17 protein-coding genes are annotated in these 19,311 nt (G+C 67.7%); 7 read left to right on the top strand and 10 right to left on the bottom strand.

Annotated elements, in window-relative coordinates; all coding sequences use genetic code 11:
* Positions 1 to 12: 12 nt before the first annotated feature.
* Positions 13 to 1,899, bottom strand: coding sequence for a nitrite/sulfite reductase (locus tag AAAZ40_RS07380; protein WP_476659761.1), 1,887 nt, complete (start codon positions 1,897 to 1,899; stop codon positions 13 to 15).
* A 200-nt stretch (positions 1,900 to 2,099) separates the two neighbouring features.
* Here AAAZ40_RS07380 and AAAZ40_RS07385 point away from each other — a divergent pair, with 200 nt between their 5' ends.
* Positions 2,100 to 3,986 carry a PHA/PHB synthase family protein gene (locus tag AAAZ40_RS07385; protein ID WP_476659762.1) on the top strand — a complete coding sequence of 629 codons (1,887 nt, stop codon included), beginning with the start codon at positions 2,100 to 2,102 and terminating at the stop codon, positions 3,984 to 3,986.
* Here the strand turns inward: AAAZ40_RS07385 and mnmC1 are convergent.
* Entirely contained in the window at positions 3,974 to 5,248 is a 1,275-nt protein-coding gene (mnmC1, locus tag AAAZ40_RS07390; protein ID WP_476659763.1) for an FAD-dependent 5-carboxymethylaminomethyl-2-thiouridine(34) oxidoreductase MnmC1, read from the bottom strand. The genes AAAZ40_RS07385 and mnmC1 overlap by 13 nt on opposite strands.
* A 57-nt stretch (positions 5,249 to 5,305) precedes the next feature.
* Positions 5,306 to 5,581, bottom strand: coding sequence for an oxidative damage protection protein (locus AAAZ40_RS07395; protein ID WP_045535615.1), 276 nt, complete (start codon positions 5,579 to 5,581; stop codon positions 5,306 to 5,308).
* A gap of 231 nt (positions 5,582 to 5,812) precedes the next feature.
* Between AAAZ40_RS07395 and AAAZ40_RS07400 the strand changes: the two genes are divergently transcribed.
* Complete coding sequence (locus AAAZ40_RS07400) at positions 5,813 to 6,439, top strand: DUF6806 family protein (protein ID WP_476661711.1); 627 nt, start codon at positions 5,813 to 5,815, stop codon at positions 6,437 to 6,439.
* A gap of 14 nt (positions 6,440 to 6,453) precedes the next feature.
* On the opposite strand, the gene AAAZ40_RS07405 is transcribed toward AAAZ40_RS07400, so the two are convergent.
* Complete coding sequence (locus tag AAAZ40_RS07405) at positions 6,454 to 8,004, bottom strand: fumarate hydratase (RefSeq protein WP_476659764.1); 1,551 nt, start codon at positions 8,002 to 8,004, stop codon at positions 6,454 to 6,456.
* A gap of 164 nt (positions 8,005 to 8,168) precedes the next feature.
* On the opposite strand from AAAZ40_RS07405, the gene acs reads away from it, so the two are divergent.
* Positions 8,169 to 10,163 (top strand): acetate--CoA ligase, encoded by a 1,995-nt coding sequence (gene acs, locus AAAZ40_RS07410; protein ID WP_476659765.1) that lies wholly within the window; start codon positions 8,169 to 8,171, stop codon positions 10,161 to 10,163.
* A gap of 148 nt (positions 10,164 to 10,311) precedes the next feature.
* On the opposite strand, the gene AAAZ40_RS07415 is transcribed toward acs, so the two are convergent.
* Positions 10,312 to 10,635, bottom strand: coding sequence for a c-type cytochrome (locus AAAZ40_RS07415; protein ID WP_476659766.1), 324 nt, complete (start codon positions 10,633 to 10,635; stop codon positions 10,312 to 10,314).
* Positions 10,636 to 10,761: 126 nt separating this feature from the next.
* On the opposite strand from AAAZ40_RS07415, the gene AAAZ40_RS07420 reads away from it, so the two are divergent.
* The 4 genes from AAAZ40_RS07420 to panD all read left to right on the top strand — a co-directional run bounded on the left by AAAZ40_RS07420 (position 10,762) and on the right by panD (position 14,700).
* The gene (locus tag AAAZ40_RS07420; RefSeq protein ID WP_476659767.1) at positions 10,762 to 11,010 is read left to right on the top strand and encodes a TIGR04438 family Trp-rich protein; all 249 of its coding nucleotides are present in this window, start codon (positions 10,762 to 10,764) and stop codon (positions 11,008 to 11,010) included.
* A 39-nt stretch (positions 11,011 to 11,049) separates the two neighbouring features.
* Positions 11,050 to 12,147 (top strand): quinolinate synthase NadA, encoded by a 1,098-nt coding sequence (gene nadA, locus AAAZ40_RS07425; RefSeq protein WP_476659768.1) that lies wholly within the window; start codon positions 11,050 to 11,052, stop codon positions 12,145 to 12,147.
* A 138-nt stretch (positions 12,148 to 12,285) separates the two neighbouring features.
* Positions 12,286 to 14,217, top strand: coding sequence for a phosphomethylpyrimidine synthase ThiC (gene thiC / locus AAAZ40_RS07430; protein ID WP_476659769.1), 1,932 nt, complete (start codon positions 12,286 to 12,288; stop codon positions 14,215 to 14,217).
* Positions 14,218 to 14,319: 102 nt separating this feature from the next.
* A complete protein-coding gene (panD, locus tag AAAZ40_RS07435) occupies positions 14,320 to 14,700 on the top strand; it encodes an aspartate 1-decarboxylase (protein ID WP_476659770.1) in 381 nt (126 codons plus the stop codon).
* A 12-nt stretch (positions 14,701 to 14,712) separates the two neighbouring features.
* Here the strand turns inward: panD and AAAZ40_RS07440 are convergent, their stop codons facing one another.
* The 5 genes from AAAZ40_RS07440 to AAAZ40_RS07460 all read right to left on the bottom strand — a co-directional run bounded on the left by AAAZ40_RS07440 (position 14,713) and on the right by AAAZ40_RS07460 (position 19,290).
* Positions 14,713 to 15,366: a hypothetical protein gene (locus AAAZ40_RS07440; RefSeq protein WP_476659771.1), complete on the bottom strand. Its 654-nt coding sequence runs from the start codon at positions 15,364 to 15,366 to the stop codon at positions 14,713 to 14,715.
* A gap of 74 nt (positions 15,367 to 15,440) precedes the next feature.
* Positions 15,441 to 17,075, bottom strand: a complete 1,635-nt coding sequence (nadB, locus tag AAAZ40_RS07445; RefSeq protein WP_476659772.1) for an L-aspartate oxidase — start codon at positions 17,073 to 17,075, stop codon at positions 15,441 to 15,443.
* On the bottom strand, positions 17,072 to 17,938 hold the full coding sequence (locus AAAZ40_RS07450; RefSeq protein WP_476659773.1) for a segregation and condensation protein A: 867 nt from the start codon (positions 17,936 to 17,938) through the stop codon (positions 17,072 to 17,074). Before AAAZ40_RS07450 ends, nadB begins: the two co-directional genes overlap by 4 nt.
* A 61-nt stretch (positions 17,939 to 17,999) precedes the next feature.
* A complete protein-coding gene (locus AAAZ40_RS07455; protein ID WP_476659774.1) occupies positions 18,000 to 18,215 on the bottom strand; it encodes a DUF3460 family protein in 216 nt (71 codons plus the stop codon).
* Between the two features lie 25 nt (positions 18,216 to 18,240).
* Positions 18,241 to 19,290: a class 1 fructose-bisphosphatase gene (locus AAAZ40_RS07460; RefSeq protein ID WP_476659775.1), complete on the bottom strand. Its 1,050-nt coding sequence runs from the start codon at positions 19,288 to 19,290 to the stop codon at positions 18,241 to 18,243.
* Positions 19,291 to 19,311: the final 21 nt, after the last annotated feature.

Consider the following 19,311-nt stretch of genomic DNA (forward strand, 5'->3'; position numbering starts at 1 on the left):
CGCCTGATCGGCTCAAAGCGCCATGGCGGCGCGGCGCACAGCCGGGCCGTCCGGTCTTTGGTGCGCGGCTTGGGCATGTGCGGCCATGTGCGCCTGCCACTGCGCGGTGGCCACGCGCACGGCGTTGGCGGCAGCCTTGAAAGGCTCGTGGCCAAGGCGCTGCAGGGCATCGACGAAGCGTTCGCCCGGTGCACGCCGTTCTTGGTAAACCTCCAGAATGGCCTCGATCGCGTCGCAGACCTCGCTGGAGGTGAATGACGGCCCCAGCACCTTGCCGGGCGTGGACGCGCCGCTGAGCGTGCTGCCATCCGATCCGCCCAGACTGATCTGGTACCACTCCTGGCCGTCTTTATCGACACCCAGGATGCCGATGTGGCCGCTGTGGTGGTGGCCGCAGGAGTTCATGCAGCCGCTCAGGTGCAGGTCGATGGGCCCAAGGTCGTGCAGCTCGTCGAGGTCCTGGTAGCGCTGCAGCAGGGCTTCGGCGATGGTCAGCGAGCGCGCATTGGCCAGGTCGCAGAAGTCGCCCCCAGGGCAGGCGATGAGGTCGGTGAGCAGCCCGATGTGGGGCTGCGCCAGGCCCAGGCGGCGTGCCGCGCGCCAGAGCTCGGTCAGCTCGTCGCAGCGCACCCAGGGCAGCAGCAGGTTTTGCTGGTGCGTGACGCGCACCTCGCCGGCGCTGAAGCGCTCGGCCAGTTCGGCCACGGCGTCGAGCTGGCTGGCGCTGGCGTCGCCCGGGGCTTGGCCCAGGCGCTTGAAGGCCAGCGTGACGGCGCGCAGCTCGGGGTTTTGGTGCGTGTGCACATTGCGCTGCAGCCAGCGCTCGAACTCCAGGTCGTCTTCGGTGCTCAGGCGCAGCAGGCGCGCCACGCGCTCGTCGGTGCAAGGGCGGCTGCTGGGGCGCGCAGGCGGCGCAAAAGCGGCGCTGACGCGCTGCAGCTCGGCCGCGCTGAGGGTGTGCGGGGCCCCGTCTTGCGCCACGATGCGCTGGTACTCGGCCTGCACTTCGTCAAAAAAGCGCTGGCCCTGGGCGCGCACCAGAATCTTGATGCGCGATTTGTACAGGTTGTCGCGCCGGCCCCAGGCGTTGTAGATGCGCACCAGCGCTTCCATGTAGTTGAGCAGCTGGTCCCAAGGCAAAAAGTCGCAGATCGTGCTCGCGATCACCGGTGTGCGCCCCATGCCGCCGCCCACCAGCACCTTGAAGCCCAGCGCCCCCGCCGCGTTGCGCCGCAGCTGCAGCCCCACGTCGTGCCAGTGCAGCGCGGCCCGGTCTTCGCGGGCGCCGACGATGGCCACCTTGAACTTGCGCGGCAGAAAGGCAAACTCGGGGTGCAGCGTGCTCCACTGGCGCAAGATTTCGGCAAAGGGGCGCGGGTCGGCCACCTCGTCGGGGGCGATGCCGGCCAGCGCGTCGGTGCTGATGTTGCGGATGCAGTTGCCGCTGGTCTGGATGCCGTGCATGTCCACGCTGGCCAGCAGCTCCATGACCTCGGGTGCGTGCTCGAGCGCAATCCAGTTGAACTGCACGTTTTGGCGTGTGGTGAAGTGGCAGTAACCGGTGGGCAGGCGGCTGGCGATGGCGCGGCCGTCGCGCAGCTGCACCGTGCCGAGCCGGTTTTGCGCCGCCACCGCCCCTTGGAACACGGCCGCGCCGGGCTGGTCGTAAACGCGCGCAATCTGTGCCAGCGCCCGTACCTGCGCGCTCGACAGCTCGCCGTAGGGCACGGCGACGCGCAGCATGGGCGCGTGGCGCTGGATGTACCAGCCGTTTTGCAGCCGCAGTGGCCTAAAGGCCTCGTCGGACAAGCGGCCGTCGCGGTGGCGCTGCCACTGGTCGCGGAACTGGGCCGCGCGCTGGCGGATGAACTGGCGGTCAAAATCGGTGTAGGTGTACATGCAGGTGGCCAAAGGCGGTAGAGTCGGGGCAGCAACCAATGGGTTCGACTGTAGGCCCCGGCTTCATATTTGCAAACTACTGTTTTTTTATTGAAATATAGCTTTTGATCATAAAGAAGGAGGCCAGGGCCGCTCCCAGTGCGACCGCGCACAATAGGTCAGTCACGGTGCAGTCATTTTTTTGCCTTAACTTCAAGCCCATGAACATCAGCAATATGCACGAAACCGCCTCCTTGAAACAAGCCAGCGCTCTGGAGCGCCGCGAGGGTCGGTCGATCTCGCCCGCCAGCCGCAGTGCCTACGACATCGACAGCCACATGATGGCGCAGTTGGCGCGTTGGTCTGCCGGCATTTCGCCCATCTCGCTCACGCTCTCCTGGACCGACTGGGCGCTGCACCTGGCCTTTTCACCAGGCTCGCAGGCGCGGTTGGCGCGCCGTGCGCTCGAGTCGGGCGTGCGCTGGTCGCAGGATGCGGTGCAAGCGCTGATGCCGCACTTGAACGCCGCCACCCCAGCGGCGGCGACGCCCGAGGCCCAGGCGGCGGCCACCCCTAGCAGCCTGAGCGAACTGATCGAAGACGACAGCCGCTACGCCGCTCCCGAGTGGCAGGGCTGGCCTTGGCGGCCCCTGGCCAGCGCCAACAAGCTGGGTGAGCAGTGGTGGTTCGATGCCTGCAACCTGCGCGGGATGCAGGATCACTCGCGCCACCAAATGCGCTTTTATGGCAACCAATTGTTTGATCTGCTCTCGCCCAGCAACTTTTTGCTGAGCAACCCGCAGGCGCTGCAGGCGGCGTGGGAGAGCCGTGGCCAGACCCTGCTGCAAGGCCTCAACTTCGCACTCGACGACCTGCGCCGCAGCCAAGGCATGCCACCCCGCCATGCCCCCCAGGTGGATCTGGCACCGGGCAAGGGCTTGGCCATGACCGAAGGCGAGGTGGTGCTGCGCAACGGCCTGATCGAGCTGATCCAGTACCGCCCCAGCACGGCCGAGGTGCAGGCCGAGCCCGTGCTGATCATCCCCTCGTGCATCATGAAGTACTACATCCTGGACCTGTCGCCGCACAACTCGATGGTGCGCTGGCTGGTGGGCCAGGGGCACACGGTGTACATCGCTTCGTGGCGCAACCCGGATGCCAGCGACGCCTTGCTGGGCATGGACGACTACGTCAGCGAGGGCGTGCTGGCGGCGCTCGACCACGTGCATGGGCAGTGCCAGACGCCGGTGCATCTGGTGGGTTACTGTCTGGGCGGCACCTTTGCTGCCATGGCTGCCGGCGCGCTCGGTGGCGGTGACGCGGTGCTGTCGAGCCAGAACCCGGAATCGGCCGCATCGCCGCTGGTTTCGCTGAGCCTGTTGGCGGCCGAAGTCGATTTCACCGACCCCGGCGAGATGGGCGTGCTGATCGACGAGGCCCAGGTGCGCCTGCTCGAAGACATGATGGCCAGCAAAGGCTTCCTGACCGGGCAGCAGATGGCGGCCTCGTTTCAGTTTCTCCATGCGCGCGACCTGGTCTGGTCCAGCCAGACCCGGCGCTGGCTGCTGGGCCATGAAGAGCTGCCCAATGACCTCATGGTCTGGAACGCCGACGTGACGCGCCTGCCGGCCCTGATGCACAGCCAGTACCTGCGCTCCTGTTTCCTGAACAACGACCTGGCCGAGGGCCACTACCTCTACCTGGGGCGGCCGATTTCGCTGCGTGACATCCGGGTGCCGGTGTTTGCCGTGGGCACCCTCAAAGACCACGTGGCGCCGTGGCGCTCGGTCTACAAGATTCACCGCCTGGTGTCGGCCGAGGTCACCTTTGCCCTGACCAGCGGGGGGCACAACGCGGGCATCGTCTCGGAGCCGGGGCGACCGCGACGCCATTACCAGTGGCTGAGCAGCCCCTTGCACCAAACCTGGCGCACCGCAGACGAGTGGCAGGAGCAAGCACCGCGCCACGAAGGCAGCTGGTGGCCGGCCTGGGACGCATGGTTCAAGGCGCAAGGCAGCGGCCAGCGCGTGCCGGCGCGCGTGCCGGTGCACGACCCGGCGCTGGGCAGCGCGCCCGGGCAGTACGTGCAGGTGCGCTACGGCGATTGATGCGCTGCAGGGGCGGTGCGGGTGGTCTGGCCGCCGCCGCGCACGAAGCGTTGCGCCAGCAGCGCCCGTGCCAAGGGCGCGGGCAGCGGCCAGGGCTCGCCGTGCAGCTGCGCGGCCAGCACCTCGCCGGCCAGCACCGACAGCGTCAGGCCACGCGCGCCCAGGCCCGTGAGCACATACAGGCCGGGCCAGCGTGCGCTATCCAGCGCGCCGACGGCGGGCAGCCGGTCGGGCAGGGTGCAGCGCACCGCCGCCCAGCCCTGGGCGGCTGCAAAAGCGCTGGGCATCTGCGCGCCCAAGCGGGGCAGCAGGCGCTGCAGACGCGCTTGGTTGGCGGCGTGGTCGGCCCCGGTCACGGCTGCCGTGGTGTTGCCGCGCTCGAACGTCGAGCCCACGATCCACAGCGGCGCTTCGCTGGGGCCGTGCATGCCCTGCAAAAAGCTGCCGTAGCCATGCACTGGCCACGGGGGCAGGGCGGCGCGTGCGGCAGCCGGCAGATCGCTCAGCAGCCCCCAGCTGACTTGCCCGCGCAAGGCTTGAAGCGGCAGGGTGTGGGCAGTGGCCTCGGGGCTGGTCTGCAGCGGGCTTTGCAGCCATTGGTCCGGCAATGGGTCCAGCAGCGCCCGCACCGCAAAACCCGCCGCCAGCACCACGTGTGGGGCCTGCGCCAGCGTGTGCCCGTGGGCGTCGAGCAGCGCCCAGCCTGCGGCCGTGCGCTGCAGGCGCGCCACGGCCGCGCCGCCGCGCCACACGATGCGCTCGTGCGCCAGCTGCGCGCGCACCAGCTGCGCCGGGCGCAACCAAGCCGCACTCGGATGCCAGAGCGCGCTGACGGGCGCATCGAGGTCGGCCAGTCCGGCGGCTTCGATCTGGCCTGGGCTGGCCTCCAGGCTCCAGTCGTCGTCGCGCGGGGTGTCGGGTGTGGCCGGGGGCAGGGCGCGTTTGTGCTTGACCCGGTGCTCGAGCGCCCCGCTGGGGGCCCAGTCTTGCCCTTGGGGCAACAGCGCCGCCACGCGCTGCAAGGTCGCGCGCAGCCCGGCGCGGCTGAGGCGCGACAGCGGCGCATCGTCGGGCGACACGTGGGGCGCGATCAGGCCTGCAGGCAGGCCCGAAGCGCCAGCGGCGGGGGCGCTGGCGGCGTCGAGCACCTCGACACGCCAACCGCGCTGCGCCAGGCTGTAGGCGGCGGCCGCGCCGGCCAAGCCGGCACCGACGACCAGCGCGTGGCCGGCACGTTCAGCCAGGGCGGCGTGGGTGTGCAAGGTACAGGCTGCCAAGCCACAGCGGCCGTTGGCGGCAGCCAGCGGCAGCGGTGCGCATCATGGGCCGCTGGGCGGCACGTAGCCGGCGGCTTGGTCGGCCCCGGCGCCAAAAAAGTGCTGCTCCATCTGCCGCGCCAGGTATTGGCGCGCCCGCAGGTCGGCCAGGTTGAGGCGGTTTTCGTTCACCAGCATGGTCTGGTGCCGGATCCAGTCGGCCCAAGCCTGTTTGCTGACTTGCTCGTAAATTCGTTTGCCCAGCTCGCCCGGATAGGGTGGGAAGTCGAGGCCCTCGGAATCGGTGCCGAGTTTGATGCAGTGAACCGTGCGTGCCATGGGAGTGTGGGTGAGTTGGAGTGAAGCCAGCCCCGACTTTACCAAGCTTTGCACCCACGGCATGCCCGCGGCCTGCATGAGCGCACAGTGGGCATGGGCGGCACCAGGCAGGAGGGGCCAAGGCGGCAGGGTGCGCCAGCCGGAGCATGGGGATTTACAATCGGGCTTTTAGATCATGGATGGGGAAGCGCTGCGGGTTTTGCGGGCAGGCCCCATTCGACTGTGAGCACCATCATGAGCCAAAACGCCCCTGCGTTCGAGATCCACGTCCACGGCGACGTTCCCCTGCGCGAGGAGGTGGACTACCCACAGATTCAGGACGCGCTCAAGCCGCTGTGGAAGTACGTGGGCGCGCGCTCGCTGGTCGATGCCGCGGCCAGCCAGTACGAAGAAGAGCCCGGCATCCGCTTCGAGGCCAAAGAGCGCCTGCTGCAGATTTGCTGGACGGTCGAGGGCGATGAGGATTTTCGCCTGGCCATCGACGAGGCCTGCATGGGCCTCAACGAGATCGCCGCCGCCGGAGCGGCGCTCGAGGTCTCGTTCTACGACATCGAGTTCGACGAAGAAGAGGCGCCCGAAGACGAAGAGGCGCGCGACGACTTCGTGCTCTGCTTCGTCGGCCCGACGCCCGCAGCCATCATGCAGGTGCAGCGCGACTTGCTGGTGCAAGACGTGGTCAACCTGATGGAGCGCCACTTCGACGCCTCGGAGCTCGGCGACGTAGTGGCCTCGATCGACCGCCTGTTCAGCAGCCGCTTCGACTCGCTGGTGAGCTCGATGCAGCTGGGCCGCCCGCCGCGCGGCTCGGGCCCGGCCGGCGGGCATGGCGGGCCGCGCAAGCCGCGCCATTTGCACTGAACAGATACAGCGCCTCAGCCGACCGCCAGCGCAATGCCCTTGAACTCGCCGCTGGCGATGCGCTGGCGCCATTCGGCCGGGCCGCTTTCGTGTACGTTGGCGCCCGAGCTGTCCACGGCCACGGTTACGGGCATATCCTGCACCTGGAACTCGTAGATGGCTTCCATGCCGAGGTCGGCAAAGCCCACCACCTTGGCCGCTTTGATCGCCTTGGCCACCAGGTAGGCGGCGCCGCCCACCGCCATCAGGTAGGCGCTGCGGTTGTCTTTGATCGCCTGCACCGCCACCGGGCCGCGCTCCGATTTGCCGATCATGGCGATCAGGCCGGTCTGCTCCAGCATCGTGCGCGTGAACGGGTCCATGCGCGTGGCCGTGGTCGGGCCGGCTGGGCCCACCACTTCGTCGCGCACCGGGTCCACCGGCCCCACGTAGTAGATGACGCGGTTGCGAAAGTCCACCGGCAGCGGCTCGCCCTTGGCCAGCAGGTCGGCAATGCGCTTGTGCGCGGCGTCGCGCCCGGTGAGCATCTTGCCGTTGAGCAGCAGCTTGTCGCCCGCCTTCCAGCTCGCGACCTCGGCCGGCGTCAGGGTGTCGAGCTGCACGCGCTTGGCCGTTTGCACGTCGGGCGTCCAGGTCACGGCCGGCCAGTCTTCGAGGCGCGGCGGCTCGAGCCGCGCCGCGCCGCTGCCGTCCAGGGTAAAGTGCACGTGCCGGGTGGCGGCGCAGTTGGGGATCAGGGCCACCGGCAGCGAGGCGGCGTGCGTGGGGTAGTCGAGAATTTTCACGTCCAGCACCGTGGTCAGCCCGCCCAGGCCTTGGGCGCCGATGCCCAGCGCGTTGACCTTCTCGTACAGCTCCAGCCGCAGCGCCTCCAGGCGCGTCAGGGCCGCCCCGGCGCGCTGGCGCTCGAGCAACAGGTCGATGTCCACCGGGGCCATGAGCGATTCCTTGGCCAGCAGCATGGCTTTTTCGGGCGTGCCGCCTATGCCTAAGCCCAAAATCCCCGGTGGGCACCAGCCGGAACCCATGCCGGGCACGGTTTTGAGCACCCAGTCCACGATCGAGTCCGAAGGGTTGAGCGCCGCGAACCTGGACTTGTTCTCGGAGCCGCCGCCCTTGGCGGCACAGGTCACCTCCACCTGGTCGCCGGGCACGATCTCGACGTGCAGCACCGCCGGCGTGTTGTCGCGCGTGTTCTTGCGCGCCCCCGCCGGGTCGGTCAGCACCGAGGCGCGCAGCGGGTTGTCGGGGTTGAGGTAGGCGCGGCGCACGCCTTCGTCGACCATCTGTTGCAGGCTGAGCGTGGCGTCGGCCCAGCGCACGTCCATGCCCACCTTCATGAACACCACGGCGATGCCGGTGTCCTGGCAAATCGGGCGGTGGCCTTCGGCGCTGAGGCGCGAATTGGTCAGGATTTGCGCAATCGCGTCCTTGGCGGCGGCGCCTTGTTCGCGCTCCCAAGCCCGGCCCAAGGCCTGGATGTAGTCGAGCGGGTGGTAGAAGCTGATGTACTGAAAGGCGTCGGCGATGGAATCGATCAGGTCTTGTGGGCGGATGGTGGTCATGGTCGGGTGACTGGTTAAAAATTTTCGGCTAAGGGGTTGAGTGTAAATAATTCGGGTATATGCGTGTCGGCGGCTTTCTGGTGATGCGGTAGGATGTAAGAGCCTCGTCAGAGAGCTTGAGCACAGTCATAGGTTGTCGATTTCACCCAACAGAGGAGCTTTTCATGTCCGCATCGTCGTCTGCCGTTCAGTCCACCTTGATCGAAAACCGCGTGTTTGAGCCCAGCGCCGCCACCGTCGCCGCCGCGCGTGTGTCCGGCATGGAGGCCTACCACGCCCTGTGTGCCGAAGCGGAACGCGACTACGAAGGCTTTTGGGCCCGCTTGGCCCGTGAGCAACTGGTCTGGCACAAGCCCTTCACCCAGGTGCTCGACCAGTCCAACCAGCCCTTCTACAAGTGGTTCCAGGACGGCGAGCTCAACGCCTCGGCCAATTGCCTCGACCGCCACATCGGCACCCCGACCGAGCACAAGACCGCCATCATCTTCGAGGCCGACGACGGCACCGTGACCAAGGTCACGTACCAGGAGCTGCTGGCCAAAGTGAGCCAACTGGCCAACGCGCTCAAGGCCATGGGGGTGAAAAAAGGCGACCGCGTCGTGATCTACATGCCCATGACGATCGAGGGCGTGGTGGCGATGCAGGCCTGCGCGCGCATCGGCGCCACGCACAGCGTGGTGTTCGGCGGCTTTTCGGCCAAGGCGCTGCAAGAGCGCATCCAGGACGCCGGCGCCGTGGCCGTGATCACCGCCAACTACCAGATGCGCGGCGGCAAGGAGCTGCCGCTCAAGGCCATCGTCGATGAAGGTCTGGCCTTGGGCGGCTGCGAATCGATCAAGAACGTGGTCGTGTTCCAGCGCACCGCCAGCGCCTGCAACCTGGTGGCCGGGCGCGACGTGCTGATGCACGAGGTCATGGCCGCGCAGTCCAGCGTCTGCGCGCCCGAAATGGTGGGCGCCGAGCACCCGCTGTTCATCCTCTACACCTCGGGCTCCACGGGCAAGCCCAAGGGCGTGCAGCACAGCACCGGCGGCTACCTGCTGTGGGCCAAGCAGACCATGGACTGGACTTTCGACCTCCAACCCAACGACGTGTTCTGGTGCACCGCCGACATCGGCTGGGTCACCGGTCACAGCTACGTCGCCTACGGGCCGCTGGCTGCGGGGGCGACGCAGATCGTGTTCGAGGGCGTGCCCACTTTCCCGCACGCCGGGCGCTTCTGGCAGACCATCGAGAAACACCGCTGCACCATCTTCTACACCGCGCCCACAGCCATCCGCTCGCTCATCAAGGCCGCCGAAACCGACGCCAAGGTGCACCCCAAGAACTGGGACCTGAGCAGCCTGCGCCTGCTGGGCTCGGTCGGCGAGCCGATCAACCCCGAAGCCTGGATGTGGTACTACCGCAACATCGGCGGCGAGCGCTGCCCGGTGGTGGACACCTTCTGGCAGACCGAAACCGGTGGCCACATGATCACCCCGCTGCCGGGTGCCACACCGCTGGTGCCGGGTTCGTGCACGCTGCCGCTGCCCGGCATCAGCACCGCCATCGTGGACGAGCAGGGCAACGACGTACCCAACGGCCAAGGCGGCATTCTGGTGGTCAAGAAGCCTTGGCCGTCGATGATCCGCACCATCTGGGGCGACCCGCAGCGCTTCAAGAAGAGCTACTTCCCCGAAGAACTGCGCGGCTACTACCTGGCGGGCGACGGCGCGGTGCGCTCCGAAGATCGGGGGTACTTTCGCATCACCGGCCGCATCGACGACGTGCTCAACGTCTCTGGGCACCGCATGGGCACGATGGAAATCGAGTCAGCCCTGGTTGGCAAGACCGATCTGGTGGCCGAAGCCGCCGTGGTCGGTCGCCCGGACGACCTGACCGGCGAGGCCATCGTGGCCTTCGTGGTGCTGAAACGCCCGGTGCCCACTGGCGACGAAGCCAAGGCGCTGGCCACCGAGCTGCGCAACTGGGTGGCCAAAGAGATCGGGCCGATCGCCAAGCCGAAAGAGATTCGTTTTGGCGAGAACCTGCCCAAGACGCGCTCGGGCAAGATCATGCGCCGCCTGCTGCGCTCGCTGGCCAAGGGCGAGGCGCTGACGCAAGACACCTCGACGCTGGAAAACCCGCACATCCTGGAGCAGTTGGCCAAGAGCAACTGATCGGGCTGGCGCGCGCCCGCGTTTGGGCGCGCGCGTGGTGGCTGGGCAGGCCTGTGTCCACTGCCCAAAATACAAGGGGGCCACACGGCCCCCTTGGTTCGTTTGCGCCCAAACCGGTGGTGGCCGGAACGGGGCGTGTGGCCGCAGTTCAGCGGTGGCTGAGCGACCAGGTGGCCAGGCGCCGCGCGTCGGCTTCGCTCAGGCGCGGGTTGGCGGGCATGGGCACCGGGCCCCAGACGCCCGAACCGCCGCGCTGGATTTTGGTCGTCATGCGCGCCACGGCGTCGGCCTGGCCGGCGTAGCGGGCCGAAATATCGCGAAACGAGGGGCCGACCATGCGCCGATCGACGGCGTGACAGGCCATGCAGCCGCTGGCGCGGGCGAAGGCGGCTTCGTCGGCCAGCACCGGGACGGTGACGGCAGGCAGCGCAACCAAGGTGGCGGCGGCTAGGGCGAACAAGGTGCGTTTCATGGGATGCTCCTGGGGTGGATAATTCGGGGGAGGCTGGCAGGTGCGATTTTATCCATATCCGCAGCCTTGAAATGGTGCAATTACGTCTGGTTGCAATCGATACCACCCAAGTTACAGGAGTTGAATATGTATCTGCTGATACTGGCGCTGGTTTTGCTCGGTTTGAAGCTGGCCGGCGTGGAGCCGGTGGCGCATTGGAGCTGGTGGTGGGTGCTGAGCCCCTTTGCGCTGGCAGCGCTGTGGTGGTTGTGGTCTGACCTGTCGGGCCGCACCACTCGCTTGGCCATGAAGGCCGACGAGCAGCGCAAGGCAGAGCGTTTGGCGGAGGCCAAAAAGCGTCTGCACAGCGGCGGCACCAAGGGCCAAGGGCACTGAGGCGGCACCAACGAGTGGACTGTAGGACAATCGCCGTCCATGGAACCACGCATCGCAGTCGATTTCGAGCAGCCCGCTTGCAGCACCCGCCACGCCTGGGCGCGGGTGCCGGTCGAGCCCGCGCCACAGGAGCGCCAAGCCCTCAAGGCGCAGATCAGGCAGCTGTTGCTCGAGCGCAATGCCGTCATGGTGTCGCACTACTACGTGCACCCCGACTTGCAGGATTTGGCCGAGGAAACCGGCGGCTTGGTGAGCGACAGCCTGGAGATGGCGCGCTTTGGCCGCGACCATGCGGCCCAGACGCTGGTGGTCAGTGGGGTGCGCTTCATGGGTGAGACCGCCAAGCTGCTGTCGCCCGAGAAAACCGTGCTCATGCCGGATCTCGACGCCACCTGTTCGCTCGACTTGGGTTGCCCGATCGACGAATTTGCCGCTTTTTGCGACCAGCACCCCGAGCGCACGGTGGTGGTCTATGCCAACACCAGCGCGGCGGTGAAGGCGCGTGCCGATTGGCTCGTGACCTCGAGCTGCGCGCTCGACATCGTGCGCGCGCTCAAGGCGCGCGGGCACAAAATCCTCTGGGCCCCAGACAAGCACCTAGGGGCCTATATCGAGCGCGAAACCGGCGCCGACATGCTGATGTGGAAGGGTTCGTGCATCGTGCACGACGAGTTCAAGGCCACCGAGCTGCAAGCGCTGATGCACCAGCACCCGCAGGCCAAGGTGCTGGTGCACCCCGAGAGCCCGGCCGACGTGGTGGCGCTGGCCCATGCGGTGGGCTCGACCAGCGCCATTTTGCGCGCCGCGCAGCAGTTCGATGCCAGCGAGTTCATCGTGGCCACCGACAAGGGCATGCTGCACAAGCTGCGCACCCTCAACCCCGGCAAAACCTTCATCGAAGCGCCCACGGCAGGCGACAGCGCCACCTGCAAGAGCTGCGCCCACTGCCCCTGGATGGCCATGAACAGCCTGGCCGGGGTGGCGCAGGCGCTGCGCAGCGGCAGCGGCGCCATCGAGGTGCCGGCCGCGCTGATCGAGCGCGCGCGCTTGCCGATCGAACGCATGCTGGCCTTCACGGCGGCACAAAGGGCCGGCCACGACGCCGGGGCGCTGGTGCCGCACCTGGGCGCCGCCTGAGCGGCAGCAGTGGGAGTGGCAGCAGGGGTTTGACCCTTTGCAGCAAATGGCCCTTGGTTGCAGTGGCCGCTCCCAGACTTCGATAATGGCGCTCTGCCTGGCGTTTGCACTTTTATCCAGAACACCTATCCCCCTTTCATGAACGCACCTGCCGAACCCTTCCTTGCCAGCGCCGCCCAAGTGGACCAAGCGGCCATCGCGCCGCTGCCCAATTCGCGCCGCATCTACGTGGCGGGCTCGCGCCCCGACGTGCAGGTGCCCATGCGCGCCATCAGCCAGTCCGACACCCCAGCCTCGTTTGGGGCCGAGCCCAACCCGCCGGTGTACGTGTACGACTGCTCTGGCCCCTACGGCGACCCGGCGGCGCAGATCGACCTGCGCCGCGGCCTGCCCGCGCTGCGCCAGCGCTGGATCGAGGAGCGCGCCGACACCGAGCTGCTCGCTGGCCTGAGCAGCGCCTTTGGGCGCGAGCGCGCCGCCGACACCAAGCTCGCGGCGTTGCGCTTTCCGAGCCTGCTACGTCAGCCGCGCCGCGCGCGCGCCGGTGCCAACGTGACGCAAATGCACTACGCCCGGCGCGGCATCGTCACGCCCGAAATGGAGTTTGTCGCCATCCGCGAAAACCTCAACCGCCAGCAGTACATCGACAGCCTGCGCCGCAGCGGCCCCAAGGGCGAGCGCATGGCGCAGATGCTGCTGCGCCAGCACCCCGGGCAGGCCTTTGGCGCCAGCCTGCCAGGCGAGATCACGCCTGAGTTCGTGCGCGCCGAAGTCGCGCGCGGGCGTGCCATCATCCCGGCCAACATCAACCACCCGGAAAGCGAGCCCATGATTATTGGGCGCAACTTTCTGGTCAAGGTCAACGCCAACATCGGCAACTCGGCGCTGGGCTCGTCGATCAGCGAGGAAGTGGACAAGATGACCTGGGCCATCCGCTGGGGCGCGGACACGGTGATGGACCTCTCGACCGGCAAAAACATCCACGAAACGCGCGAGTGGATCGTGCGCAACAGCCCGGTGCCCATTGGCACGGTGCCGATCTACCAGGCGCTGGAAAAGGTGGGTGGCAAGGCCGAGGAGCTGAGCTGGGAGATTTTCCGCGACACCCTGATCGAGCAGGCCGAGCAGGGCGTGGACTATTTCACCATCCACGCCGGCGTGCTGCTGCGCTACGTGCCGCTGACCGCCCAGCGCCTGACCGGCATCGTCAGCCGTGGCGGCTCGATCATGGCCAAATGGTGCCTGGCGCACCACCGCGAGAGCTTCCTCTACACCCACTTCGAGGACATCTGCGCCATCATGAAGGCCTACGATGTGACCTTCAGCCTGGGCGACGGCCTGCGCCCAGGCAGCATCTACGACGCCAACGACGCCGCGCAACTGAGCGAGCTGCGCACCTTGGGCGAGCTCACGCAGGTGGCGTGGCGGCACGAGGTGCAGGTGATGATCGAAGGGCCGGGCCATGTGCCGATGCAGCTCATCAAGGAAAACATGGACTTGCAGCTCGAGCAATGCGCCGAGGCACCGTTTTACACGCTCGGGCCGCTGACCACCGACATCGCGCCCGGCTACGACCACATCACCAGCGGCATCGGCGCGGCGACCATCGGCTGGTACGGCACCGCCATGCTGTGCTACGTCACGCCCAAAGAGCACCTGGGCCTGCCCAACAAGCAGGACGTGAAAGAGGGCATCATCACCTACAAGCTCGCGGCCCACGCCGCCGACTTGGCCAAGGGACACCCGGGGGCGCAGATCCGCGACAACGCGCTGAGCAAGGCGCGCTTCGAGTTTCGCTGGGCCGATCAGTTCAACCTCGGGCTCGACCCCGACAAGGCGCGCGAATTCCACGACGAAACCCTGCCCAAGGATTCGGCCAAGGTGGCGCATTTCTGCTCCATGTGCGGGCCGCATTTTTGCAGCATGAAAATCACCCAGGAGGTGCGCGACTACGCCGCCGCCCAAGGGGTGGCCGAAGCGCAGGCGCTCGAGCACGGGCTGCAGCAACAGTCGCAGGCTTTCAGGCAGTCCGGGGGCGAGGTCTATATCCCGTTGCAGCGGGTCGACTGAAGGGGGTGGGCTCAACCGCCCAGGCCGATGCAAGCGGCACGCTTTCTGTCACAATCGCGCCGGTTTTGTGGCCATTTATCGCGCCACACGGAGTTTCATCCCATGTTTCGCACCCTGCTCAAATCCAAGATCCACCGCGCCGCCGTCACCCACTGCGAGCTGCACTACGAGGGCTCGTGCGCCATCGACGAAGACCTGCTCGAAGCCGCCAACCTGTGCGAGAACGAGCAGATCCACATCTGGAACGTGAACAACGGCGAGCGCCTGGTCACCTACGCCATCAAGGGCGAGCGCGGCAGCGGCATGATCTCGCTCAACGGCTCGGCGGCGCGCCGGGCGGCGGTGGGCGATCTGGTGATCATCGCCGCCTACGCCCAAGTGCACGAAGACCGCATCGCCCGCCACGAGCCGCAACTGGTGTTCGTGGACGCACACAACCGCCAGACCGCCCTGCGCCACCACGTGCCGACGCAGGCGCTCTGAAGCGCTGCGCTGTCAGCGCAGTTGCTTGAGCTGCCAGACCGCCGTCATGCGGCCGGCAAAGGTGATGTCGAGGGTGGCCCCGGTGCCGTCCTGGCTCAGGCGCACGCCCGGTTGGGCCGGCGGGAAGGTCTGCTCGACCGCCAGCAGGCCGTCCTGCCAGTGCAGGCTGAGCCTGGCGTCCATGGGCAGGTAGCCGTCGAGGTAGCGGCGCATCAGCGGCCCGGCGTGCAGCGTCCAGCGCCCAGGGCCGCTGGATTCGAGCGCCTGCGTGCGCAGCCCGATGCACACATGGCCGCCCCGGCGCACGTCGGACAGCTCGACCCGGTGCCCTTCGACCCAGGCCCGGCCGACCCCGCTGCTTTCCAGGATTTCGAGGTGTTGCAGGCGCTCGCGGTTGAAGGCCACGACCACGCGCCGGTTCGGATCGAGCTGGTGGTGGCAGGTGCGCAGCGTCACCACGCCGGTCTGCAGGCTCAGCGCATCGAGCGTGGTGTGGGCCTCGTAGTGGTAGGCCAGCGGGTCGGGGCGTTCGGCCAGGAAGCGCAACTGGCCTTCGAGCGCCACGTCTTCGAGCTGCAACGGCGAGTTCTGTCCCAGCGCCGCAGCACTGGTCAGCGCGAACAGCAGGCAGGCAGCGGTGCGGGCAAGGCAAGGGCGCTTGGACATGCAGACTCCGAATGCGTGGAAGGTACGCCTTGCATTATGCGCCCGCAGGTTGAAAAGGGTGCTGGGGTTTACGCTTAGCCGCGCGCCCGGGCGGCTGGGTCGAGCACCGTCGGCCGCGCCGCCGCCAGGGTGTGTGGGTGGTCCAGGCTGTAGTGCAGGCCGCGGCTTTCGTGCCGCGCCTGGGCGCTGCGCACGATCAAATCGGCGACTTCGACCAGGTTGCGCAGCTCCAGCAGGTCGCGCGTGAGGTGAAAGCTGCGGTAGAACTCCAGAATTTCGGTGCGCAGCAGCGCGATGCGGCGCGCGGCGCGGTCGAGCCGCTTGTCGGTGCGCACGATGCCGACGTAGTCCCACATGAAACGGCGCAGTTCGTCCCAGTTGTGGGCGATCACCACCTGTTCGTCGGCGTCGCTGACGCGGCTGGTGTCCCATGGACGCACCGGCGGCAGGGCGGCGGCGGGCGCGGCCACGATGTCGGCCACGGCGGCGCGCGCAAACACCAGGCACTCCAGCAGCGAGTTGCTGGCCAGCCGGTTGGCACCGTGCAAGCCGGTGCAGCTGGCTTCGCCCACGGCGTACAGTCCGTCCAGATCGGTGCGCGCGCGCAAATCGGTGAGCACGCCGCCGCAGGTGTAGTGGGCCGCCGGCACCACCGGGATCGGCTCGCGCGTGATGTCGATGCCCAGCTCGGCGCAGCGCGCCAGGATGTTGGGGAAGTGTTCCTGCAAGAAAGCCGGACTCTGGTGCGAGATGTCGAGATAGACGCAGTCCAGGCCGTGTTTTTTCATCTCGAAGTCGATCGCGCGCGCCACCACGTCGCGCGGGGCCAGTTCGGCGCGCGGGTCGTGCTCGGGCATGAAGCGGCGCCCACCTTGTGCGGCCGGCAGCAGCAGTCGGCCGCCTTCGCCGCGCACCGCTTCGCTGATCAGAAAGCTCTTGGCTTTGGGGTGGTACAGGCAGGTGGGGTGGAACTGGATGAACTCCATGTTGGCCACGCGGCAGCCGGCGCGCCAGGCAGCGGCGATGCCGTCGCCGGTGGCGGTGTCGGGGTTCGAGGTGTACAAATACACCTTGCCCGCGCCGCCGGTGCACAGCACGGTGTGCGGCGCCACGAAGGCCTGCACCTCTTCGGCGCTTTCGTCAAAGGCGTAGGCGCCCAAGCAGCGCCGGCTGGGCCAAGTGGGCGTGGTGGCGTGGCGGTCGCTCAGGATCAAGTCCACCAGGTTGTGGCTCTGGAACACTTGAATGTTGGGGGCGGCGCGCACGCGCTCGATCAGCGTTTGCTGCACCGCAGCGCCGGTGGCGTCGGCGGCGTGCACGATGCGCCGGTGGCTGTGGCCGCCCTCGCGCGTCAGGTGCAGCTCGCCCTCGTGCAGGGTGAAGCGGGTGCCCATCTGGCGCAGCCAGTCGATGGCTGCGGGCGCGTTTTCGACCGTGAAGCGGGTGGCGGCCAGGTCGCACAAGCCCGCGCCGGCCACCAGCGTGTCGTCGATGTGGGCTTGGAAGCTGTCGTCGTCCGCCAGCACGGCGGCGATGCCGCCCTGCGCCCAGCCGCTGGAGCCGTCTTCGATGGTGCGCTTGGTCAGGATGGCGATGCGCAAGTGGCTGGGCAGCAGCAGCGCGGTGGCCAGGCCGGCCAGGCCGCTGCCGACGATCAGCACGTCGAAGGCGAGCGTGGCGGCGCCGGCGGTGGAGGGGGGCTGGGTCATGGTGCGGTCGGGCGCAATGTGGGGGCAGGGGGTGGATGGTACACAGTGTCCGCGCCGGCGCAGCTGCCCGGGCTCAGGCGCACGTAAATGGGCGCATAGGCGCTGGCTTGGGTGAGATCGACCAGCCCTTCGCGGCTGAGTTCGAGCAGGGCGATGAAGCTCACGATCAGCGCCGCCACGCCGCGCGCGGGTTCGAGCAGTTCGCCAAATTCGGCAAAGCGGCGCGGCTGCAGCTGGCGCAGCAACTGGCTCATGAAGGCGCGCACGCTCAACTGCGGGCGCTCGATGCGGTGGCTTTGCACCAGGCGGGCGCGCTGCAGCAAGGCGGCCCAGACCTGCGCCAGTTCGGTGGTATCGACGCTCGGCCAGACGGGGGCAGCAGGCGCGGCTGCAGCCAAGCTGGCTTGGGCGTACCAGAAGTCGCGCCCGTGTTGCGGCAGGGCCTCGATGCGCAGCGCCGCCAGTTTGACCTGTTCGTATTCCAGCAACCGGCGCACCAGTTCGGCGCGCGGGTCGGCGGCTTCGGCTTCGGGGCTGCTGCGTTTGGGCGGCAGCAGCAGGCGCGATTTGATCTCGATCAGCAGCGCCGCCATGAGCAGGTATTCGCCGGCCAGCTCGAGGTTGTGGGCGCGCACCTGCTCGACGTAGCCCAGATATTGGCGCGTGAGCTGGGCCATCGGAATGTCGAGGATGTTGAAGTTTTGCCTGCGGATCAGGTACAGCAGCAGATCCAGCGGCCCCTCGAAGGCGTCGAGGAACACGGCCAAGGCATCGGGCGGGATGTACAGGTCGGGTGGCAGCGCAAACAGCGGCTCCCCGTAGAGGCGCGCGAGCGCGGTGCCGTCGCTGGGTGCAAGGCTCATCGGTGTGCAGACGGCCCAGCACAGGCCCTGAGGTGCAGCAGGGCCGGCAAGGCCTGCAGGCTCAGCCTTTGAGCGTGGGCTCGGTTTGGTACACGTAGGGCTTTTGGGCCACCTTGGCGGCGTCGGCCTGCTGCCAGAATTGGCGGTCAATCGGCTGGTCCCAGAGCAAGGCGCGGCCTTGGCGCTGTTGCGCCTCGAGCTCGGGCTGACGGCCCTTGAGTGCGTCCAGAAACTCGGTGGCGTCGGAGCGGTAGTGCGGGCGGGCAAAGAGGGACATGGGGTGGGGCCTTGAAAGGGTGGCTTCAGGAACGGTGAACAGGCGGCGCAGCGGCCGCATCCTCCAGGTGGCAGCGCTCGATGCGCTCGACTTCGGTGCGCGAACCCAGGATCACGCTCACGCGCTGGTGCAGGCTGTGGGGCACCAGGTCGAGGATGCGCCCGCGCCCGGTGCTGGCGGCGCCGCCGGCTTGTTCGACGATCCAACCCATGGGGTTGGCCTCGTAGAGCAGGCGCAGCTTGCCGGGTTTGTCGGGTTCGCGTCTGTCCCAGGGGTACAGAAACACGCCGCCGCGGCACAGGATGCGGTGCACGTCGGCCACCATCGAGGCCACCCAGCGCATGTTGAAATCCTTGCCGCGTGGGCCTTCGCGGCCTTGCAGGCATTCGTCGATGTAGCGCCGCACGGGTGCGTCCCAGTGGCGCATGTTGCTCATGTTGATGGCGAATTCCTTGGTCTCGGGCGGAATCTGCACGCCGTCCTGGGTCAGCACCCACGAGCCCTGTTCGCGCTCGAGGGTGAACAGGGCCACGCCGTTGCCCACGGTGAGCACCAGCGTGGTCTGCGGGCCGTAGATGCAGTAGCCGGCCGCCACCTGTTGCGAACCGGGTTGCAGGAAGTCGGATTCGGCCACCGGCTCGATGCGCAGCGGGTCGTCGTTGTGGCGGCGCAGCACCGAAAAAATGGTGCCGATGCTGACGTTGACGTCGATGTTGCTCGAGCCGTCGAGCGGGTCGAACAGCAGCAGGTATTCGCCCTTGGGGTAGCGGTTGGGCACGGCGTAGATGCCGTCCATCTCTTCGGAGGCCATGGCCGCGAGGTGGCCACCCCATTCGTTGGCCTCGATCAACACCTCGTTGGCAATCAGATCGAGCTTTTTTTGCACCTCGCCCTGCACGTTCTCGCTGCCGGCGCTGCCCAGCACCTCGCCCAGCGCGCCCTTGTTGACGCTGATGGCGATGCGCTTGCAGGCGCGCGCCACCACCTCGATCAGCAGCCGCAGCTCGGGCGGGATGCTGCCGTGTACGCGCTGCTGCTCGATCAGGTAACGGGTGAGGGAGGTGCGAGGGCTCATGGCGCAGCTGGGTGGGGGTGG

The organism is Serpentinimonas sp. SMBJO2 (assembly GCF_056341105.1).

Bases quoted from the DNA above. Each gene is read 5' to 3' on its own strand.
- AAAZ40_RS07420 (WP_476659767.1), top strand. From the start codon at position 10,762: ATGTATCTGCTGATACTGGCGCTGGTTTTGCTCGGTTTGAAGCTGGCC.
- panD (WP_476659770.1), top strand. From the start codon at position 14,320: ATGTTTCGCACCCTGCTCAAATCCAAGATCCACCGCGCCGCCGTCACC.
- AAAZ40_RS07450 (WP_476659773.1), bottom strand. From the start codon at position 17,938: ATGAGCCTTGCACCCAGCGACGGCACCGCGCTCGCGCGCCTCTACGGG.
- AAAZ40_RS07455 (WP_476659774.1), bottom strand. From the start codon at position 18,215: ATGTCCCTCTTTGCCCGCCCGCACTACCGCTCCGACGCCACCGAGTTT.
- AAAZ40_RS07395 (WP_045535615.1), bottom strand. From the start codon at position 5,581: ATGGCACGCACGGTTCACTGCATCAAACTCGGCACCGATTCCGAGGGC.
- AAAZ40_RS07440 (WP_476659771.1), bottom strand. From the start codon at position 15,366: ATGTCCAAGCGCCCTTGCCTTGCCCGCACCGCTGCCTGCCTGCTGTTC.
- AAAZ40_RS07460 (WP_476659775.1), bottom strand. From the start codon at position 19,290: ATGAGCCCTCGCACCTCCCTCACCCGTTACCTGATCGAGCAGCAGCGC.
- AAAZ40_RS07415 (WP_476659766.1), bottom strand. From the start codon at position 10,635: ATGAAACGCACCTTGTTCGCCCTAGCCGCCGCCACCTTGGTTGCGCTG.
- AAAZ40_RS07385 (WP_476659762.1), top strand. From the start codon at position 2,100: ATGAACATCAGCAATATGCACGAAACCGCCTCCTTGAAACAAGCCAGC.
- nadA (WP_476659768.1), top strand. From the start codon at position 11,050: ATGGAACCACGCATCGCAGTCGATTTCGAGCAGCCCGCTTGCAGCACC.
- acs (WP_476659765.1), top strand. From the start codon at position 8,169: ATGTCCGCATCGTCGTCTGCCGTTCAGTCCACCTTGATCGAAAACCGC.
- AAAZ40_RS07405 (WP_476659764.1), bottom strand. From the start codon at position 8,004: ATGACCACCATCCGCCCACAAGACCTGATCGATTCCATCGCCGACGCC.
- AAAZ40_RS07380 (WP_476659761.1), bottom strand. From the start codon at position 1,899: ATGTACACCTACACCGATTTTGACCGCCAGTTCATCCGCCAGCGCGCG.
- thiC (WP_476659769.1), top strand. From the start codon at position 12,286: ATGAACGCACCTGCCGAACCCTTCCTTGCCAGCGCCGCCCAAGTGGAC.
- nadB (WP_476659772.1), bottom strand. From the start codon at position 17,075: ATGACCCAGCCCCCCTCCACCGCCGGCGCCGCCACGCTCGCCTTCGAC.